This is a genomic window from Streptomyces sp. NPDC031049 (genome assembly GCF_055571015.1).
The window spans coordinates 605,013-622,489 of sequence record NZ_JBVIGC010000001.1; the positions used below are offsets into that span (position 1 = coordinate 605,013).

At 72.7% G+C, this 17,477-nt stretch carries 16 protein-coding genes; 8 read left to right on the top strand and 8 right to left on the bottom strand.

Translation table 11 applies throughout. The features are described from left to right. Positions 1 to 65: 65 nt before the first annotated feature. Positions 66 to 1,286: a C40 family peptidase gene (locus ACZ45Q_RS02625; RefSeq protein WP_468253958.1), complete on the top strand. Its 1,221-nt coding sequence runs from the start codon at positions 66 to 68 to the stop codon at positions 1,284 to 1,286. Positions 1,287 to 1,294: 8 nt separating this feature from the next. On the opposite strand, the gene ACZ45Q_RS02630 is transcribed toward ACZ45Q_RS02625, so the two are convergent. Continuing rightward, a complete protein-coding gene (locus ACZ45Q_RS02630) occupies positions 1,295 to 1,648 on the bottom strand; it encodes a hypothetical protein (RefSeq protein ID WP_468253959.1) in 354 nt (117 codons plus the stop codon). 430 nt (positions 1,649 to 2,078) lie between these two features. Between ACZ45Q_RS02630 and ACZ45Q_RS02635 the strand changes: the two genes are divergently transcribed. Beyond that, positions 2,079 to 3,128: a C40 family peptidase gene (locus ACZ45Q_RS02635; RefSeq protein WP_468253960.1), complete on the top strand. Its 1,050-nt coding sequence runs from the start codon at positions 2,079 to 2,081 to the stop codon at positions 3,126 to 3,128. 382 nt (positions 3,129 to 3,510) lie between these two features. Continuing rightward, positions 3,511 to 5,064 (top strand): pectate lyase family protein, encoded by a 1,554-nt coding sequence (locus tag ACZ45Q_RS02640; protein ID WP_468253961.1) that lies wholly within the window; start codon positions 3,511 to 3,513, stop codon positions 5,062 to 5,064. Positions 5,065 to 5,171: 107 nt separating this feature from the next. On the opposite strand, the gene ACZ45Q_RS02645 is transcribed toward ACZ45Q_RS02640, so the two are convergent. Genes ACZ45Q_RS02645 through ACZ45Q_RS02655 form a run of 3 tightly spaced genes read right to left on the bottom strand, consistent with a single transcriptional unit; the run spans position 5,172 to position 7,844 of the window. After that, positions 5,172 to 5,819, bottom strand: a complete 648-nt coding sequence (locus ACZ45Q_RS02645; RefSeq protein WP_468253962.1) for a class I SAM-dependent methyltransferase — start codon at positions 5,817 to 5,819, stop codon at positions 5,172 to 5,174. A 13-nt stretch (positions 5,820 to 5,832) separates the two neighbouring features. Continuing rightward, positions 5,833 to 6,555 (bottom strand): LuxR C-terminal-related transcriptional regulator, encoded by a 723-nt coding sequence (locus ACZ45Q_RS02650; protein WP_468253963.1) that lies wholly within the window; start codon positions 6,553 to 6,555, stop codon positions 5,833 to 5,835. Further along, positions 6,552 to 7,844 carry a PspC domain-containing protein gene (locus ACZ45Q_RS02655; protein ID WP_468253964.1) on the bottom strand — a complete coding sequence of 431 codons (1,293 nt, stop codon included), beginning with the start codon at positions 7,842 to 7,844 and terminating at the stop codon, positions 6,552 to 6,554. The genes ACZ45Q_RS02650 and ACZ45Q_RS02655 overlap by 4 nt, the downstream gene beginning before the upstream one ends. Before the next feature lie 164 nt (positions 7,845 to 8,008). On the opposite strand from ACZ45Q_RS02655, the gene ACZ45Q_RS02660 reads away from it, so the two are divergent. Continuing rightward, positions 8,009 to 9,412, top strand: coding sequence for a PspC domain-containing protein (locus ACZ45Q_RS02660; protein ID WP_468253965.1), 1,404 nt, complete (start codon positions 8,009 to 8,011; stop codon positions 9,410 to 9,412). Next, positions 9,399 to 9,614, top strand: a complete 216-nt coding sequence (locus ACZ45Q_RS02665; RefSeq protein WP_468253966.1) for a hypothetical protein — start codon at positions 9,399 to 9,401, stop codon at positions 9,612 to 9,614. The genes ACZ45Q_RS02660 and ACZ45Q_RS02665 overlap by 14 nt, the downstream gene beginning before the upstream one ends. A 7-nt stretch (positions 9,615 to 9,621) precedes the next feature. On the opposite strand, the gene ACZ45Q_RS02670 is transcribed toward ACZ45Q_RS02665, so the two are convergent. The 3 genes from ACZ45Q_RS02670 to ACZ45Q_RS02680 form a co-directional block, all read right to left on the bottom strand. Continuing rightward, positions 9,622 to 10,128 carry a DoxX family membrane protein gene (locus ACZ45Q_RS02670; RefSeq protein WP_468254329.1) on the bottom strand — a complete coding sequence of 169 codons (507 nt, stop codon included), beginning with the start codon at positions 10,126 to 10,128 and terminating at the stop codon, positions 9,622 to 9,624. A 260-nt stretch (positions 10,129 to 10,388) separates the two neighbouring features. Then, positions 10,389 to 11,645, bottom strand: coding sequence for a hypothetical protein (locus tag ACZ45Q_RS02675; protein ID WP_468253967.1), 1,257 nt, complete (start codon positions 11,643 to 11,645; stop codon positions 10,389 to 10,391). A 227-nt stretch (positions 11,646 to 11,872) separates the two neighbouring features. Beyond that, positions 11,873 to 12,676: a class II aldolase/adducin family protein gene (locus ACZ45Q_RS02680; protein WP_468253968.1), complete on the bottom strand. Its 804-nt coding sequence runs from the start codon at positions 12,674 to 12,676 to the stop codon at positions 11,873 to 11,875. A gap of 154 nt (positions 12,677 to 12,830) precedes the next feature. Between ACZ45Q_RS02680 and ACZ45Q_RS02685 the strand changes: the two genes are divergently transcribed. Continuing rightward, positions 12,831 to 13,304, top strand: coding sequence for a pyridoxamine 5'-phosphate oxidase family protein (locus ACZ45Q_RS02685; RefSeq protein ID WP_468253969.1), 474 nt, complete (start codon positions 12,831 to 12,833; stop codon positions 13,302 to 13,304). Positions 13,305 to 13,346: 42 nt separating this feature from the next. Here the strand turns inward: ACZ45Q_RS02685 and guaA are convergent, their stop codons facing one another. Continuing rightward, a complete protein-coding gene (gene guaA, locus ACZ45Q_RS02690; protein ID WP_468253970.1) occupies positions 13,347 to 14,930 on the bottom strand; it encodes a glutamine-hydrolyzing GMP synthase in 1,584 nt (527 codons plus the stop codon). 334 nt (positions 14,931 to 15,264) lie between these two features. Here guaA and ACZ45Q_RS02695 point away from each other — a divergent pair, with 334 nt between their 5' ends. Both ACZ45Q_RS02695 and ACZ45Q_RS02700 read left to right on the top strand, forming a co-directional pair. Then, positions 15,265 to 15,633, top strand: a complete 369-nt coding sequence (locus ACZ45Q_RS02695) for a chorismate mutase (RefSeq protein WP_468253972.1) — start codon at positions 15,265 to 15,267, stop codon at positions 15,631 to 15,633. 699 nt (positions 15,634 to 16,332) lie between these two features. Then, on the top strand, positions 16,333 to 17,454 hold the full coding sequence (locus tag ACZ45Q_RS02700; RefSeq protein ID WP_468253973.1) for an LAETG motif-containing sortase-dependent surface protein: 1,122 nt from the start codon (positions 16,333 to 16,335) through the stop codon (positions 17,452 to 17,454). Positions 17,455 to 17,477 lie beyond the last annotated feature (23 nt).

Sequence of the window (17,477 nt, forward strand, 5' to 3'; positions counted from 1 at the left end):
CTGACCGGCCCGGGGGCACCCCCGCCGCTAGCCCGGTAGGCGGAGCACGGAAGGAGTCGCCTCCCTTGGCGTCGCACCGCAAGTCGCGTCCCGCGGGTACGCGCGCAGCAGGCATACGGACCCCCGCTCTCGCCACGGCGGCCCTGACCTCCGTGGCCCTGCTGTCCCAGTCGGCCCACGCGGACCCCACCGCCCCCTCCACCCCTTCCGCCCCCTCGGCCGACGACAAGCCGAGCCTGGAGGAGGTCGAGAGGAAGGTCGACGCCCTCTACCGGCAGGCGGGCGCCGCGACCGAGAAGTACAACGCGGCGAAGGAGAAGACCACCAAGCAGCGCAAGCGCGTCGACTCCCTCCTCGACGACGTCGCCCAGCGCACCCGCAAGCTCAACGACGCGCGCGAGGAGCTGGGTTCCTTCGCCGCCGCCCAGTACCGCACGGGCGCCGCGGTCCCCGACACCGCGACCTTCCTGCTCGCCGACAGCCCGCAGGACGTGTTCGACCAGAAGCAGCTGATGGGCCGGCTCACCGGCCGCCAGAAGGCCGCGGTCGACGACTACATCACCCAGCAGTCGGCGACGATGGACAAGCGCCGGGAGGCCGCCGCGAGCCTGGAGACGCTCACCGACGCGCAGCAGGACCTGAGGACGGCCAAGGCCACCGTCCAGAAGAAGCTCTCCGCCGCGCGGGAGCTGCTGTCGCGGCTGACCGCCGAGGAGAAGGCGCGCCTCGCCGCGATCGAGAAGAAGAAGCAGGAGGAGGCCGCCCGCAAGGCCGCGGAGCTGGCCCGGCAGCAGGCGGAGGAGGAACGGGAGCGGCGGGAACGGGCCGCCCGTCAGGAGGCCGGCCCGGCGACCCCGGCCCCGGAGACGGGCACGCAGTCCCCGGCCCCCGGGACCGGCTCACCGACGGCGCCGGACTCCTCGTACACCACCAAGGCGGAGAAGGCCGTCGCCTTCGCCCGCGCCCAGATCGGCAAGCCGTACGTCTGGGGCGCGACCGGTCCCGGCTCCTACGACTGCTCCGGTCTGACGCAGGCCGCCTGGAAGGCCGCGGGCGTGACACTGCCGCGCACGACGTACGACCAGGTCGACGCCGGCACGACGGTCCCGCTGTCCCAGGCCCGCCCCGGCGACCTGGTCTTCTTCTACGACAACCTCGGCCACGTCGGCCTCTACATCGGCAACGGCATGATGATCCACGCGCCGAAGCCGGGCGCGTACGTCCGCGAGGAGTCCGTCTTCTACGACGGGGAGTCGTCGATCCACAGCGTGGTGCGGCCCGCCTGAGGAACCGCTCAGGTCCACAGCACGGCGATGAAGACGTTGGCGACCGTGAGCAGGCCCACCAGCCCGAACAGGGGCTTGTCCACCTTCTCGTCGTCCCGCTTCACGTAGACCAGGCCGAGGATCACGATCAGCAGCGCCAGCTTCACGCCGATCTTGATGTTGTCGACCGGCTGGTCGTCGGCCTGGTTGAGGCCGACCAGGATCACACCGGTGACCAGCATCGTCAGCGCGCCGTGCAGCATGGCCGGGGTGTAGCGGGCGGTGCCCTGGCCCATCGCCTTCATCTGGGTGAGGAAGCCGCCGAGGAGCGCGGCGATGCCGATGATGTGCAGGCCGACGAAGAGGTGGATGAGTACGTCCATGAGGCCGGAGCCTAATCAGCGGCGGAACGGCGCCTCGCACCCGGTCCGGTGACGACGCCGCACGCATTTGGACGGGTGCATATATGCGCCCCGTAGCACCGCGCCCGGTCCCCCGTCCCGTCGTCCGGCACATCGGTCATCACCCTGCGTGAAGAGAACGGCCGTGCAACCGGATCACGGTCACATACGGTCACCACCGGTCCCCAGGGCGCCACTTCCGCACATCGCCCGACCGGTCCGGCGCCGCCGGGTCTAGCGTCCTGCTCCAGGTGCCCGGCTCCCCACCGCCGCCCGGGCCAGGGGCGGCAGTCGGCACCACCGCCGAAAGGGTCCGGTGGCGGCCCGTCCCCTGTCCGGGGCCGCCACCGGGCACACCGGCCGGCGGCCCGCGGGAGCGCCAGGCGTCGTACGGAAGGAAGGGTGAGCCCCCGTGGCAGCGCACCGCAGACCCCGGCAGCGTACGGCGGGCGGTGGCAGCGCCCGCACGGCCGCCACCCTCGCCCTCGCGGGCGCCGCGACCGCCACCGGACTCGACGGGAGCGGGCACGCGGCACCGGAACCGACGCCGGAGCAGGTCAGGGCCAAGGTCGACAAGCTGTACCAGGAGGCGGAGGCCGCCACGGAGAAGTACAACGGCGCCAAGGAGAAGGCGGACGCGGCCGAGACCAGGCTGGAGAACCTGCGCGACGAGGTGGCCCGCAAGCAGGACCGCCTCAACACCGCGCGGCGGTCGCTAGGTTCGGTGGCGGCGGCGCAGTACCGCAGCGGCGGCCTCGACCCCGCGCTGCAACTCGCGCTCTCCTCCGACCCCGACGAGTACCTCGACTCGGCCGCGTTCGTGGAGCGGGCCGGCGTACGCCGGTCGGCGGCCGTCGAGCGGGTACGGGGGCGGCTCCGGGAGATCGAACAGCTCCGCGGCGCCGCCCGGATCGAGCTGGCCGCGCTGAAGTCCCGGCAGGCCGACATGAAGCGGCACCGCGAGACGGTCACCGGCACGCTGGGCGAGGCCCGCCGGCTGCTGTCGCGACTGACCGCCGAGGAACGCGAGCGCGGCGGCGCGGGCCCGGACCGCGCCTCCCGGTCGGCGGACGCCCGGGAGGCGCCGGCGTCCGCCGCCGCGCAGGCGCCGAGTCCGCGGGCCGCGGCGGCCGTGGCGTACGCCTACTCCAAGCTCGGCAGCCCCTACGTCTGGGGCGCGACCGGCCCCGACGCCTTCGACTGCTCCGGGCTGGTCCAGGCCGCCTACCGCTCGGCGGGCGTCTCCCTGCCCCGCACGACCTACGCCCAGATCGACGCCGGGCGCCGGGTGTCCCGCTCCGAGCTGCGCCCCGGTGACCTGGTCTTCTTCTACTCGGGCATCAGTCACGTCGGCATCTACGTCGGCGAGGGGCGGATGATCCACGCCCCCAACCCCTCGGCGCCGGTCCGGGTGGCGCCCGTCGACGGGATGCCGTTCGCGGGGGCCACGCGGGTGGCGTGAGCCCCCACGCGCGCCCGACCGAGTCGCCGCCCGAGCCCCCGCCCGCGCCCCCGTCCCTGTTTCCGTCGCTTCCGTCGCTTCCGTCCTGGCGACGCAGCGCACAGCCCCGGCTCCGCAGCGCAACAACTGCGCAAACCCTTGTCTCCGTCGGAGGCTGACCCTACCCTCTCCCGTCAGCAAGCGCTTTCTTCATGTACATGCAACGCTCATGCAGCGTTCGGTGCCCGAATGACACCCGCCGGCAAGAAACCGCTTCACGCTCGACCGCACCACGCTCGACCGCACCACGCTCGACCGCTCCACGCGCACGACACGGGTTTCCACGGCACCCCCACCGGCGGTGACCGCACGCACCGCACGCGAGGACGAAAGGCGAGGCGAGATGAGACGAACAGCCGCAGTCAAGCTCTCCGCGGCACTGGCCACCCTGGCTCTGGCAGGGGCGACCGGCGCGCTCCTGTCGGCCCCCGAGGCATCGGCCGCCGCGACCGGCTCGGCAACGGGTTTCGCGAGCCAGAACGGCGGGACCACCGGCGGCGCCGGCGGGCAGACGGTCCGGGCCACCACGGGCACCGCCATCCACACGGCCCTGTGCAACCGGGCCAGCAGCTCGACCCCGATCATCATCGAGGTCGAGGGCACCATCAACCACGGCAACACCACCAAGGTCTCCGGCGACAGCTGCAACACCGCGGCCGACAAGATCGAGCTGAAGCAGGTCAGCAACATCACGATTGTCGGCGTCGGCAACGGCGCCGTCTTCGACCAGCTGGGCATCCACATCCGCGAGGCCAGCAACATCATCATCCAGAACGTGACGGTCCGGAACGTCAAGAAGTCGGGCTCGCCCACCTCCAACGGCGGCGACGCCATCGGCATGGAGAGCGACGTCCGCAACGTCTGGGTGGACCACACCACGCTGGAGGCGTCGGGCGGGGAGTCGGAGGGCTACGACGGCCTGTTCGACATGAAGGACAACACCCAGTACGTGACGCTGTCCTACAGCGTCCTGCGCAACTCCGGCCGCGGCGGACTCATCGGCTCCAGCGAGAGCGACCGCTCCAACGGCTACGTCACCTTCCACCACAACCGGTACGAGAACATCGACTCCCGCGCACCCCTGCTGCGCGGCGGCATCGCCCACATGTACAACAACCACTACGTCCGGCTGAACGACTCGGGCATCAACTCCCGCGCCGGGGCGCGCGCCAAGGTCGACCACAACTACTTCGAGGACTCCAAGGACGTCCTCGGCACCTTCTACACCGACCACGCCGGCTACTGGCAGGTCAGCGGCAACATCTACGACAACGTCACCTGGTCCGAGCCCGGCGGCGACAACAACCCGGCCGGTCCCGACCCGCAGTCCAACACCACCGTCAGCATCCCGTACTCCTTCCGTCCCGACGCCGCGAGCTGCGTACCGGACGTCGTGAGCCGGACGGCGGGCGCGCACACGGGCCTGAAGGTGTCGGACGGCAACTGCACGCCGCAGACCCCGGACCCGACCGACCCCACGCCCGACCCGACGGACCCGACCCCGGACCCGACCGACCCGACGCCGCCGCAGGGCACCAACCTCAGCATCGGAGCGGGCTCCGACGGCTCCTCCAAGGCGAGCGGGACGAGCTACGGCAACGTGCGCGACGGTGACATGAGCACCTACTGGTCGCCGGTCGGCACGACCGGCTCCATCTCGGTCAAGTGGGGCTCGCCCACCACTGTGGCGAAGATCAACATCCGGGAGGCCGCGGGCAGCGCGGGCACCATCGGCTCCTGGCGGGTCGTCAACCATGACACCGGGGCCGTCCTGACCACCGGCACCGGAGCGGGGGTCATCTCCTTCCCCGCCACCACGCTGAGCAAGGTCACCTTCCAGATCACCGGCGCCTCCGGCACCCCGAAGGTCGCCGAGTTCGAGACCTACGCCGGATAGCCCCGGCCATCGCCGAGCGGCCCGCCACCGGTCACCCCGGCGGCGGGCCGTCGCCGTGGGCGGGCCGTCGCCGTGGGCGGGCCGTCGCCGTGGGCGGGCCGCCCCGGTCAGGCCCTGCGGGCGAGCAGGTGCACCTCGTCGAACTGCCGTCGGTCCGTGGGCCGGGGCCGGCGCACCGTCCGGGCCTCCTCCGTGAGCCCCACGGTGCTCAGCAGCCCGGCGAGATGGTCGGGGGACCAGCGGTAGGCGGTCGTGACGGCGTGGTCGAAGGCCTGCGCCGGATGCGACGGGCCCTCGCTCGCCCAGAAGCCGATCAGCAGATGGCCGCCGGGAGCCAGGACACGCCGGAACTCGGCCAGCACGCCGGGCAGTTCGGCGGGCGGGGTGTGGATGACGGACCAGCGGGAGAGCACGCCGCCCAGTGCGCCGTCGGCGATGTCCAGCGCGGCCATGGAGCCCACCTCGAACCGCAGGCCCGGGTAGGCCTGCCGCGCCAGCCCGATCATCGCCGGGGAGGCGTCGACACCGAACGCCGAAAGCCCCAGCCCGTCCAGATGCGCGGTGACGTGGCCGGGCCCGCACCCCAGGTCCGCGACCGGACCGTCGCCGTCCTCCCGCACGGCCTCGGCGAAGACCCCCAGCACCGCCCGGTCCAGAGGGCTGTCCCGCAGGGAGTCGCGGAACAGCCGGGCGTAGGTGGCGGCAGCGGCGTCGTAGGCCTCGCGGGTGACGGAGAGGGCGTCGGATGCGGTCATGCCCGCGACGATGTCACACCAGGCGCCGCGCGGTCGCCCAGCGGGTCAGCTCGTGACGGTTGGACAGCTGGAGCTTGCGCAGGACCGCCGAGACATGGGACTCGACCGTCTTGACGGAGATGAACAGCTGCTTGGCGATCTCCTTGTACGCGTAGCCGCGGGCGATGAGACGCAGCACCTCCCGCTCGCGCTGGGTGAGGCGGTCGAGGTCCTCGTCGACCGGCGGGGCGTCGGTGGAGGCGAAGGCGTCCAGCACGAAGCCGGCCAGCCGGGGCGAGAAGACGGCGTCGCCCTCCTGGACGCGGAAGACGGAGTCGATCAGGTCCGTGCCGGTGATGGTCTTGGTGACGTAGCCGCGGGCGCCGCCGCGGATCACGCCGATGACGTCCTCGGCCGCGTCCGACACGGACAGGGCGAGGAAGCGGACCGGCCGCTCGGTGTCCGCCATCAACGCGGCGCAGCGGCGCAGCACTTCGACGCCGCCCCCACCGGGCAGGTGCACGTCGAGCAGGACGACCTCCGGCCGGGTCGCGGTGATCACCGTGACCGCCTGGTCGACGTCGGCGGCCTCGCCGACCACCTCGACGCCGGTCTGCTCGGTCTGGCCGATCTCGGCCTGGACGCCCGTACGGAACATGCGGTGGTCGTCGACGAGGACCACGCGCACGTGCCGCCCGCTCGCACCGCCGGCGGCATCCGCTCCGGCCGTCCCGTTCGCCTCGGTCGGGTCGCTCATGACGTGTTCTCCGCCCTCTCCATCTCCAGCTCGACCTCCGTGCCGCCGCCGGGCACCGCGCGCAGCCGCGCCGTGCCGCCGTTGCGCTCCATGCGGCCGATGATCGATTCTCTGACACCCATGCGGTCGGCGGGGATCGAGTCGGGGTCGAAGCCGGGGCCGCGGTCCCGGACGGACACGAAGACCGTCCTGCCCTCGACTTCGGCGTAGACCTGAACGGCGCCGCCCTCGCCACCGTACTTGGCGGCGTTCACCATCGCCTCGCGCGCGGCCTGCATCTGCGCCCCGACCCGCTCGTCGAGCGGGCAGTCGCCGACGACCACGACCTCGATGGGGACGCCGTGCTTGTCCTCGACCTCGGCGGCGTTGCGCTTCACGGCCTCGGCGAGGGTCGCGGGCTCGTCGTCCTCGTCCTTGCCGTTGCCCTCCGGTCTGTAGAGCCACGCGCGCAGGTCGCGCTCCTGCGCCCGGGCCAGGCGGCGCACCTCGCCGGGGCTCTCGGCGTTGCGCTGGATCAGGGTGAGGGTGTGCAGCACCGAGTCGTGCACATGGGCGGCGACCTCGGCGCGCTCCTGGGCCCGGATGCGCATCAGGCGCTCCTCGGAGAGGTCCTGTGTCATGCGCACCAGATACGGACCGGCCAGCAGCGTGATGCCGACGAGGACCGCGAGCGCCGCCTGGAGGACGGAGCCGAGGTGGGCGGCGGAGCCCTGGAGCACGAAGATGCCGGTGACACCGGCCGTGACGAGCAGCACGCCGGCCACGGCACGCAGCACGGTGACCGTGCGCCGGTGCCGGCCGACCTCGACCCAGCGGGCCCGGCGCGCGTTGTCCGCCTGCCGCCAGACCAGGGCGACACCCGCGCCGACCAGCACGGTGGGCCACAGGTAGGCCCGGGCCCCGCCACCGAGGTTGACGTTGCCCACGAAGACCATGGCCACGACGACCATGAGGAGCAGGGCGACGATCTGTCCCTTGTCGGGCTTGCGGGCGACGAGTCTGCGCCGGCCGTCCGGCGAGGTCTCGGCGGTGACCAGGGACGGGGGCCGCTCGGCGTCGACGCCGCCGACGCCGAGCGGCACGAAGAACCAGAACGCCGCGTAGAGCAGGGCGCCCAGGCCGTCGGCCATGAACAGTCCGGCGAACGCCAGCCGCACCCACACCACGGGCAGCCCGAGGTGCCCGGCGAGCCCCCGCGCCACACCACCGAGCCAGCGTCCGTCGCTGCTGCGGTAGAGCTTGCGCGGCGGCCGCGGTTCGACGAGTGGCGCTGTGGCGGCTTCCGGCATGTCACCGATGGTCACACGACCGCCCCGGCCGGGGCATCAGGGTCGCCCCCGGAGACACCCCTGATCCTCGCCCGTACCCCCGCCCCGCATCAGGGGCCGATATCAGGGTCCGGCCAGGGTCGCCCCGGCTGCCGTCCCGCCGCCGCGCCCGTCACCATGGACCCATGACCGATCACGAGCACGCCGCGACGGGTCCGGGACCCGGCCCCGGCCCGCGTCCCCGCCCGGGCGCCGGGCCGCGGGACGCCGCGCCGGCCGCGGATGCCGCCCCCGGGACCGGCGCACCGGCCGGGGCGGACGCCCCCGAGCCGCCGGCGAAGCTCCACCGCGACCGGTCCCACAAGCTGCTCGCCGGCGTGTGCGCCGGGCTCGGCCGCCACTACGACATGGACCCGGTGATCTTCCGGATCACGCTGGCCGTGCTCTCCGCGACCGGCGGCATCGGCCTGCTCTTCTACGGTTTCGCCTGGCTCTTCGTCCCCTACGACGACGAGGACGAGAACGAGCTCCGCAGGCTGCTGACCGGCCGCGTCGACGGGCAGGCCCTGGCGGCCGTGCTCTTCACGCTGGTCGGCTGCGGCGTCTTCCTGACCATGCTCGACAACGGCGGGGTGCTGACCTTCGGCGTCGTCCTGTCCCTGCTCCTGGCCGGCGCCGGGTACTGGTCGCGCCACCGCGGCGCACCGGGACCGGACCCCATAGCGGCGCAGGCCGCGGCCGACGCCCCGCCGGAGCCGAAGGCGCCGCCGGTCGCCGCCGCGTACCCGTCCTGGTGGCGGGACCCCATCGTGAAGGACGGCACCCATGTCGGAGGCACCGGCTACCTGTGGGGCCCCCGGGACGCCCGCGACCGGGACGTGGCGGAGGCCGCCGACGTCAGCCTGGGGCTGCACGACGACCGCGAGGACCTGCGCCCGCGGCCGCCGCGGCGGCACGGCCCCCGCGGGATCGGCGGCTGGGTCTTCCTCCTGGCCCTGCTCGCGGGCGGCCTCGGCACCGGCCTGACCTGGGACGCGCAGCCGCTGGGCACCAGCCTCCAGACCGGCCTGTCCTGTGCCCTCGCCGTCTTCGGCCTCGGCCTCGCGGTCAGCGCCTTCCTCGGCCGCCTCGGCGGCGGCACGATCCTGCTGGCGGTCGTCACGGCGGCCCTGCTGACCGGCTCGGCGGCGCTGCCCGACACCATCGGCAACCGGTGGACGCACCCGACGTGGAGACCCGCGACGGTGGCGGACCTGCGGGAGCAGTACGACGTCGGCGCGGGCGACGGCACGCTGGATCTCTCCCGGCTGGACGTCGCGGACGGACAGACCCTGGCCACGCGGGCCGACGTCGGCATCGGCCGCATCCAGGTCGTCGTCCCGCGGGACGTCACCGTGCGGCTGAGCGTCGAGGTCGGGGTGGGGGACATCCAGTTGCCGGGTGACGAGCGGAAGGACGTGGACGTGGCACCGGGCAAGCACGAGGAGCTGACCCTGCCGGCCGCGGAGGGCGGCGGGAACACCGGGACGCTCGACCTGGACCTCCAGGTGGGCGTCGGTCAGGCGGAGGTGACCCGTGCTGCGCCATGAGTTCCAGCCCGGACGGCTGGTCGCCGGTCTCTTCCTCACGGCGGCGGGCGTCGTCTACGCGGGTGACGCGGGCGGACTGTGGCAGACGCCCTGGTTCGCGGTCGTCCCGCTCGTCGTCGGGGGGCTCTGCCTGGCGGGCGTGGCGGGGATGGTGGCCCGGGGGGTCCGCCGGCGCCGTGCCACGGAGGAGTCCCGCTCCTGACGGCGCCCTACCGGCGTCGCCGGGCCCGCAGGGCGGCGTCCACCGAGAGCAGGGGGGCGCCGGCCAGGACGAGGGGGATCCAGGCCATGAGGTAGGCGAGGTCGTTGCCGTAGTAGTACGGGTCGGAGGCCCAGCTCACGGTCAGCCACAGGCTGAGCGAGATCAGCGCCCCGCCGAGCGCGGCGAGCCGGGTGAGCAGCCCGAGCAGGGTGCCGATGCCCACGGCCAGTTCGCCGAGGGCGATGGCGTATCCGAAACCGACCGGGTTCTCCAGCGCGAGGTCGACCAGGGCGGGGACGGCCGACGAGTCACGGACGGCACGCATCATGTCGCCGATGGAACCGGCACCGGCGTCCTGCATGAACGCGCTGTCGGTGAGCTTGTCCAGACCGGCGTAGACGAAGGTGACGCCGAGGAAGACGCGCAGCGGGAGCAGGGCGTACCGGGTCGCCGTGTCGCGCCAGTCGCCGCCGGGGCGGTACGAGTCCGTGTCCGTACGGTAGCCGTGGGTCATCGTCGCCTGCCGCCTCTCACGCATGGGTGCGGAGCCCCTCACCGGACCATACGTACGACAAGGGGGCCACGCTCAATCCTGCTCCCCCGAGATCGTTCCCGAAAGACGTCCGACGCCGCCCTGTTCCCCACTGCCCGGCGTGGGGCGCCGCGCAGCGGGGTGCCGCCCGCGGCGCGCAAGTGGCGGCAGGCCGGGGCTCTACCCGCAGACGCGCACGGCGGGACCCACCACGCGAACGCGAACCCCCACCCCCCGGTGGCTCACTCCGTCACCTCGATCACGCAGCGGTTGGACTCCGCGCCCGCCGCCGTCACCACCTGGACGTCCACCCGGCCCGGCTCCACGTCCGCCGGTACGGGCACCCTCAGCAGGGTGTCCGTAGGGTTGCCGAAGCCGCCCGCCACCGGGATCAGCGGCACCTGCACGTACACTGCCCCGATCCGGACCACCACCCGCGCCAGCAGATCCGCCCGCTGCGCGCCCGGCGGCACGAACCCGGCCCCGCGGATCTCGACGTCCTCCCCGGTCCGGATCGGCCCGTCCAGGTCACCGGGCTCCCGCGCCCGTACGACCGACAGAATCACCGGCCGCCCGCCCTCCGCGTACTTCCCCGCCAGATACGTCGCCGCCGACACCAGCACCACCGCCGTCAGCCCCCACGGCAGATCCGGCAGCCGTTCCGGACTCCGCGCCAGCCGCACCACCGCGAACCCCAGCGCCACCGCATTGATCACGACGTACTGGATGTCCGCGAACGCCCCCCGCCCCGCATCGTCCGTCAGCAGATCCGCCGCCCGCGGTCGAGTCGCCGGCACCTTCTGGAGCCGCTGCCCCAGCACCCGCACCCCGACCACCCGCCGCACCAGCACCGCGATCCCGCACACCACCGCGAGCACGGTCACCAGCCCGGCCGCACGGCCGAACCCCAGGCCGGAGAGCAGCGCATCGCGCTCCGCCCGCCCCGAGGCCACCGCCAACCGCAACGCCGGCACCAGCGTCGCGTACCCGACGAACAGCACCCACACCGCCGCCACCGCACGCGACGTGGACAGCCGGTTGTCCTCACCGACGACCGGCGCCAGCACCCCGCCCCGCGCCCGGTGGAGCCACGATGCCACCGTGAGCGCCCCGGCCACGACCACCGCCGCCACGAGCCCGGCGCTCCGCGAGGCGGTCCACCCGCTGCCGATCGCGGTGAGCGCCTGCACGAGCAGCAGGACGGCCACCACCGCCCACACCACGCCCGCCGTACGCCGCCACAGTCCCCCGAGCCGGGCCGCGCCCTCGGCACGGCCGCGCTCGGCGAGACGTTCCGCGGACTGCTCCAGCTCCGCCGACACCCACTGGCGCGCCGCGGAGGGCGAGTGGGCCACCGCGGCCGGCACGTGCCGCCCCGCCGCGAACTCGTCCCGCCGCAGCAGGAACTCGGCGACCGCCCGCCGGTGCCCTGCCCGGGCCCCGCACGCGCAGTCACCCCAGGTGTCCACGCCCTCGCGTCCCGCCTCCTGCACCGCCACGCCCCACACCCGCCTCCCCGCACCGTGCACGAGCGCGCACGCGAGCGCGAGCGCAAACGCGAAGGCGAAACGACCGCAAGCGCGAACACGAGCACCGGTGACCCGTAAATCCCCTACGACGCCAGCGAATTGTGCCGTACGAAACGCGGCCCCTGCCCGCCGTCCCCCGCCCCCTCTGCCCGGCACGAGTGACACCGGCGCCGCCGTGTTGACCCGCCGACGCGGTCTCAGCTCAGCAGATCCGGCTCGCTCCGGCTGATGTCCTGCCACAGCGGCTGGTAGTTGATCCACGCCATGATGTCCCCGCCGAGCTGCTCGCGTGTGGCCACCGCCGCCCGGTGGTCGATCAGCACCGGCCGGCCCGCCGCCCGCGCCGTCAGCTGCACCTGGCAGGACCGCTCCATGGACAGAAACCACCAGGCCGCCGCGTCCACCGAGTCCCCCACGGTCAGCAGCCCGTGGTTGCGCAGGACGAGCGCCTTGCCGGAGCCGAGCGCGGCGGCGATGCGCCGTCCCTCCTCCTGGTCCACGGCGACGCCGCTGTAGGCGTCGTACAGGGCGTGGTCCTCGTAGAAGGCGCAGCTCTCCTGCGTGATCGGGTCGAGCAGCTCCCCGAGCGCGGCCAGCGCACGGCCGTGCACGGAGTGGCAGTGGGCGACGGCGACGACGTCCGGCCGGGCCGCGTGCACCTGGGAGTGAACGGTGAAGGCGGCCTGGTTGACGTGGTAGCGGCCGTCGACGACCTGACCGTCGGAGTTGGCCAGCACCAGGTCGCTCACGGTGACGTGCTGGAACGGCATACCGAACGGGTTGACCCAGAAGCAGTCGGTGAACTCGGGGTCGCGGGCGGTGATGTGCCCAAAGACCCCGTCCTCCAGCCCGTACCGCCCGAAGACGCGCAGTGCGCCCGCGAGCCGCTCCTTGCGGTGCCGGCGCTCGTCCTCGACCGATTCGTGCATGGGCGGCATCGCGAACCGCAGCTGATCGGTGGGCAGCGGCGGGGGCGGAGTGGCCCCGGACGTCCCGTGCATGTGTCCTCCGGCACTGGAATGCTTTACGGGCCGGAAGGTACCGGCGGTGGCCCCGGGAGGACAGCTCCCCTCACGAAGAGCGGCGCGCACCACATCCCGGCGGGCCGGTCCATACGCGTCAGAAGATGTCCGGTATGGCTGCCACACTCGCCGCATGACAGTGAACTGGGCCGCTTTCACCACCGCAGAGCCGGAACTGGCCGCCACGGTCGAGAAGCGCTTCGGCGCCTGCCCGCACCACGTCCTCGCGACCCTCCGCCGGGACGGCTCGCCCCGCACCACGGGCCTGGAGGTGCGTTTCCTGGGCGGCGAGCTGTGGCTCGGCATGATGCCGAACTCCCTCAAGGCGCTGGACCTGCGCCGCGACCCGCGCTTCGCGCTCCAGGCCAACCCCGGGGACGGCACCGGCATGGGCGGCGGCGACGTACGGATCAGCGGCCGGGCGATCGAGGTCGAGGACCCGGCGACGAAGGCCGCGTACGGCGAAGAGGTGGAACCGCCGGAGCCGTTCCACCTCTTCCGCACCGAGCTGACGGAGGTCACCCGGACGTCCGTCGAGGACGACACCCATCTGGTCGTCCAGGTCTGGAAGCCGGGCCGGCCCGTGCGCACGATCAAGCGCACGTAGCCGACGCCGCTCCCGTTGCCGGTCCCGCCGTCGCGCCCGGCGTCACTCCCACTCGATCGTCCCCGGCGGCTTGGAGGTGACGTCGAGGACGACCCGGTTGACGTCCTTGACCTCGTTGGTGATCCGGGTGGAGATCCGGGACAGGACGTCGTAGGGCAGCCGCGACCAGTCGGCCGTCATGGCGTCCTCGGACGAGACCGGGCGCAGCACGATCGGGTGGCCGTAGGTGCGGCCGTCGCCCTGGACGCCGACGGAGCGGACGTCGGCGAGCAGCACCACCGGGCACTGCCAGATGTCGCGGTCGAGGCCGGCCGCCGTCAGCTCCTCGCGGGCGATGGCGTCGGCCTCGCGGAGCAGGTCGAGCCGCTCCTTGGTGACCTCGCCGACGATGCGGATGCCGAGGCCGGGGCCGGGGAACGGCTGGCGCTGGACGATCTCCTCCGGCAGGCCGAGTTCCTGGCCGACCATGCGGACCTCGTCCTTGAACAGCTTGCGCAGCGGCTCGATCAGCTTGAACTCGAGGTCCTCCGGCAGGCCGCCGACGTTGTGGTGGGACTTGATGTTGGCGGCACCGGTGCCGCCGCCGGACTCGACCACGTCGGGGTAGAGGGTGCCCTGGACCAGGAACTCCACGGCCGGGCCCTGGTCGGCGATGATCTCGGCCTGGGCCTGCTCGAAGACCCGGATGAACTCCCGGCCGATGATCTTCCGCTTCTCCTCGGGGTCGGAGACCCCCTTGAGCGCGTTCAGGAACCGCTCGCTCGCGTCCACGACCTTGAGCTGGACGCCGGTCGCGGCGACGAAGTCCTTCTCGACCTGCTCGGTCTCGCCCTTGCGCATCAGGCCGTGGTCGACGTAGACGCAGGTCAGCTGGGAGCCGATGGCCTTCTGGACGAGGGCGGCGGCGACCGCGGAGTCCACGCCGCCGGACAGGCCGCAGATGGCGCGCCTGTCGCCGACCTGCTCGCGGATGGCGGCGACCTGCTCCTCGATGACGTTGCCGGTGGTCCAGTCCGGGGTGAGGCCGGCGCCCCGGTAGAGGAAGTGCTCCAGCACCTGCTGCCCGTGCGTGGAGTGCATCACCTCGGGGTGGTACTGGACGCCGTAGAGCTTCTTGTCGTCGTTCTCGAAGGCGGCGACCGGGACGACGTCCGTGGAGGCGGTGACGGCGAAGCCCTCGGGGGCGGCGGAGCAGGCGTCACCGTGCGACATCCACACCGCCTGCTCCTCGGGGGTGCCCTCGAAGAGGGTGGAGGAGTTCTTGGAGACGTGCAGGCCGGTGCGGCCGTACTCACGGGCGCCGGTGTTGTCGACCCTGCCGCCGAGGGACTGCGCCATCAGCTGGAAGCCGTAGCACATGCCGAAGACCGGGACACCGGCCTCGAACAGGGCGCGGTCGACGGTCGGGGCGCCCGGCTCGTACACGGACGAGGGGCCGCCGGAGAGGATGATCGCCGCCGGGTTCTTGGCGAGCATGTCCTCGACCGGCATGGTGCTCGGCACGATCTCGCTGTAGACCCGCGCCTCGCGGACGCGACGGGCGATGAGCTGGGCGTACTGCGCGCCGAAGTCGACGACCAGGACGGTGTCGGGGGCGGCGCTGGCAGCGGGGGTCGCTGATGACACGGGGTGCCTTCCGGCGGTCGGGCGGGGGTCTTGTGCTTCCCGATTCTACCGACGCGGCCGGGCCGGCCGTCCCGCGCTCGGCGTCTCACGATGCGGGTCACCATGCGAACGCGCTTGGACACCGTGCGTCGGCGGGGCATACTGGGCCCATGCTCACGCACCAGGTCTTCCTGTTTACCTATGGCAACCGGCCCGCCGGCTGCCATGGTCGTGCTGCTTGAGCAACTGACAAGCGACTTCCCAGGCGCCCCGGGCCGACAAGGCCCGGGGCGCCTGTCGTTTCCCGGTCCTGTCGCCCCGGGGCCCCGCCCACCGCCGAGCGAGGAGCCCCGACATGACCACCGCAGCCGCCGAGAAGACCCCCGCGAAGACGTCCGCACAGACCCCCGCGAAGGGCGCCGCGACGATCCCCGCCGAGGCCGGCCCGGGCGCCGACCGGACCGGCGCCCGCACCTCCGAGGCCGCCGGCGTGATCACCGGCGCCCGGGAACGCATCGACGCGCTGGACGACCGGATCATCGGCCTGATCCAGGAACGCATGGCCGTCTCGGCCGTGATCCAGGAGGCCCGGATCACCTCCGGCGGCCGGCGCGTGAACCTCGCCCGCGAGATGGAGGTCCTCGACCACTACCGCCAGGCCCTGGGCAAGCCGGGCACGGCCCTGGCGATGACGCTGCTCGAACTGTGCCGGGGCCGTGTCTGAGCCGCCGCCGGCTCGTATCTGAGTTCGGCAACGTCTCTCACCCGTACGGCGCGTGACCGGCGCCCGGGCCGCTTCGTTGGTCCCGGTGTCCGTGTCAGCCAGGCGCGGGCCCGACAGAACCACGCGTGGCTCGCTGGGGCGATGAGACGTACGGATCGTGCCGTACGTCGTGGGACCTCGCTCCAGGGAAGTGACCGGACGGCAGGGGACAGCAGCCCGGTCACCCAAGAGAACGGCCGGCTCCGGGGACGCCCGGGGCCGGCCGGCGGACCTGACGCAGTCCGGGCCGACCGGTTGCGGAGGCCGTTCCCGACCAGCACGATACGAAGCGAACCAAGTCCCGCTGACGACAAGCACGTTGCCCCGCGTCCCCGTACCGACGCCCGGGGCATGACAGGCAAGCGGCGCGACCCCCCGGCGCCGCTCCCCAGGCACCGGTGACGCCCTGGCACCGGTGCTGACCGAGGAAGGGCCCCGCGGCCGACGTCCCGCGGGGCCCTTCGTCATGCCCGGGGTCCCAGTCGAGCCCGAAACCAAGTGATCCAGAACACATAAAATTTCTGTCAGTCCGGGCACAACCATTCACAGGTTTCACTGATCAAACCCGGTGAATCAAGGGCCACACCCGCGGCCCCACACGCGGAACGCCCACCCGCGCGTGCTGTGACACCGCAGCACTCAGGACTTCTTGAGGACTTCATGAAGATTCGCCGCGCCATGGCCACCGCGGCCGCGACGGCTGTCATCGCGCCGCTCGCCCTGCTCTCCGCTCCGGCGGCGTTCGCGACGGGTGACGACACCACGACCACCTCCCCGAGCGCCTCGCCCTCCGAGGAGACCGGTGCCGGGGAGTCGAAGGAGACGGAGCAGGCTCCGGCGCCTTCGGCCTCCACCTCCGAGTCCACGGAGGAGAAGGACCCGGCCGCGACGGAGTCCGAGCCCGCGAAGGGCGAGGAAGGCGAGGCGGACACCGAGGCGGACGGCGACAAGACCGACGACGAGACCGAGCCGGGTGGCGCGAAGCCGTCGGCCAGCACGTCCTCTCCCGCCGCCGCCGACCCGTCGCCGAGCAAGCCGGCCGACGACGAGGACGCGTGGAACCCCTACTACGACTGCGAGAGCTACGACCTCGACGAGAAGCTCACGGCCCAGATCTCTGGCCTGCCGAACAAGATCGTCGCCGGTTCGGGCTGGCACAACTTCGAGTTCGTCGTCGAGAACAACGGCGACAAGGACCTGAAGGACGTCTGGATCCGCGCCTTCGCCGAGTACAGCGACGAGACCGAGGCCTCCCTCGTGGACGGCCTGGCCGAGATCCAGGTCAAGGAAGACGGCAAGTGGACCTCCGCCTACCAGGAGGGCTTCGAGTTCGAGGACGGGGAGTCGTACAACTTCTCCGGCACCTTCCTCGCCGTCCTCGGCACCCTGGAGGCGGACACCACCGCCACGCTCGACCTGCGGGTGAAGGTCAACGAGTCGGCTCCCGCCGGTTCCGCCATCGCACTGAGCAACGCCGTGTACTCGGGCGACGGCACCCAGTGCTACGTGAACGGCGACTACTACGAGTTCACCGTGCTCGCCGCCGGCAGCAAGAAGCCGGGTGACGTCGGCGAGGCCAAGCCGAACGGCAAGAAGCCGACCGCCCCTGCCGAGGACAAGCTGAAGCCGCAGGGCGGGGCCAAGGAGATCACCGGCGAGCTGGCCGAGACCGGTTCCAGCTCCGCGCTGCCCACCATCGCGCTCGTCGGCGGGTTCGCCGTCGTGGCCGGTGCTGGTGCGATGTTCGTGGTGAAGCGCCGCAAGAGCGGTGCCGCCGCGTAACGGCGTCCGGGTGCGCTGAGCAC

Bases quoted from the DNA above. Each gene is read 5' to 3' on its own strand.
- ACZ45Q_RS02650 (WP_468253963.1), bottom strand. From the start codon at position 6,555: ATGAGCGACCCGACCGAGGCGAACGGGACGGCCGGAGCGGATGCCGCC.
- ACZ45Q_RS02660 (WP_468253965.1), top strand. From the start codon at position 8,009: ATGACCGATCACGAGCACGCCGCGACGGGTCCGGGACCCGGCCCCGGC.
- ACZ45Q_RS02670 (WP_468254329.1), bottom strand. From the start codon at position 10,128: ATGACCCACGGCTACCGTACGGACACGGACTCGTACCGCCCCGGCGGC.
- ACZ45Q_RS02655 (WP_468253964.1), bottom strand. From the start codon at position 7,844: ATGCCGGAAGCCGCCACAGCGCCACTCGTCGAACCGCGGCCGCCGCGC.
- ACZ45Q_RS02695 (WP_468253972.1), top strand. From the start codon at position 15,265: ATGACCACCGCAGCCGCCGAGAAGACCCCCGCGAAGACGTCCGCACAG.
- ACZ45Q_RS02645 (WP_468253962.1), bottom strand. From the start codon at position 5,819: ATGACCGCATCCGACGCCCTCTCCGTCACCCGCGAGGCCTACGACGCC.
- ACZ45Q_RS02685 (WP_468253969.1), top strand. From the start codon at position 12,831: ATGACAGTGAACTGGGCCGCTTTCACCACCGCAGAGCCGGAACTGGCC.
- ACZ45Q_RS02640 (WP_468253961.1), top strand. From the start codon at position 3,511: ATGAGACGAACAGCCGCAGTCAAGCTCTCCGCGGCACTGGCCACCCTG.
- ACZ45Q_RS02700 (WP_468253973.1), top strand. From the start codon at position 16,333: ATGAAGATTCGCCGCGCCATGGCCACCGCGGCCGCGACGGCTGTCATC.
- ACZ45Q_RS02630 (WP_468253959.1), bottom strand. From the start codon at position 1,648: ATGGACGTACTCATCCACCTCTTCGTCGGCCTGCACATCATCGGCATC.
- ACZ45Q_RS02680 (WP_468253968.1), bottom strand. From the start codon at position 12,676: ATGCACGGGACGTCCGGGGCCACTCCGCCCCCGCCGCTGCCCACCGAT.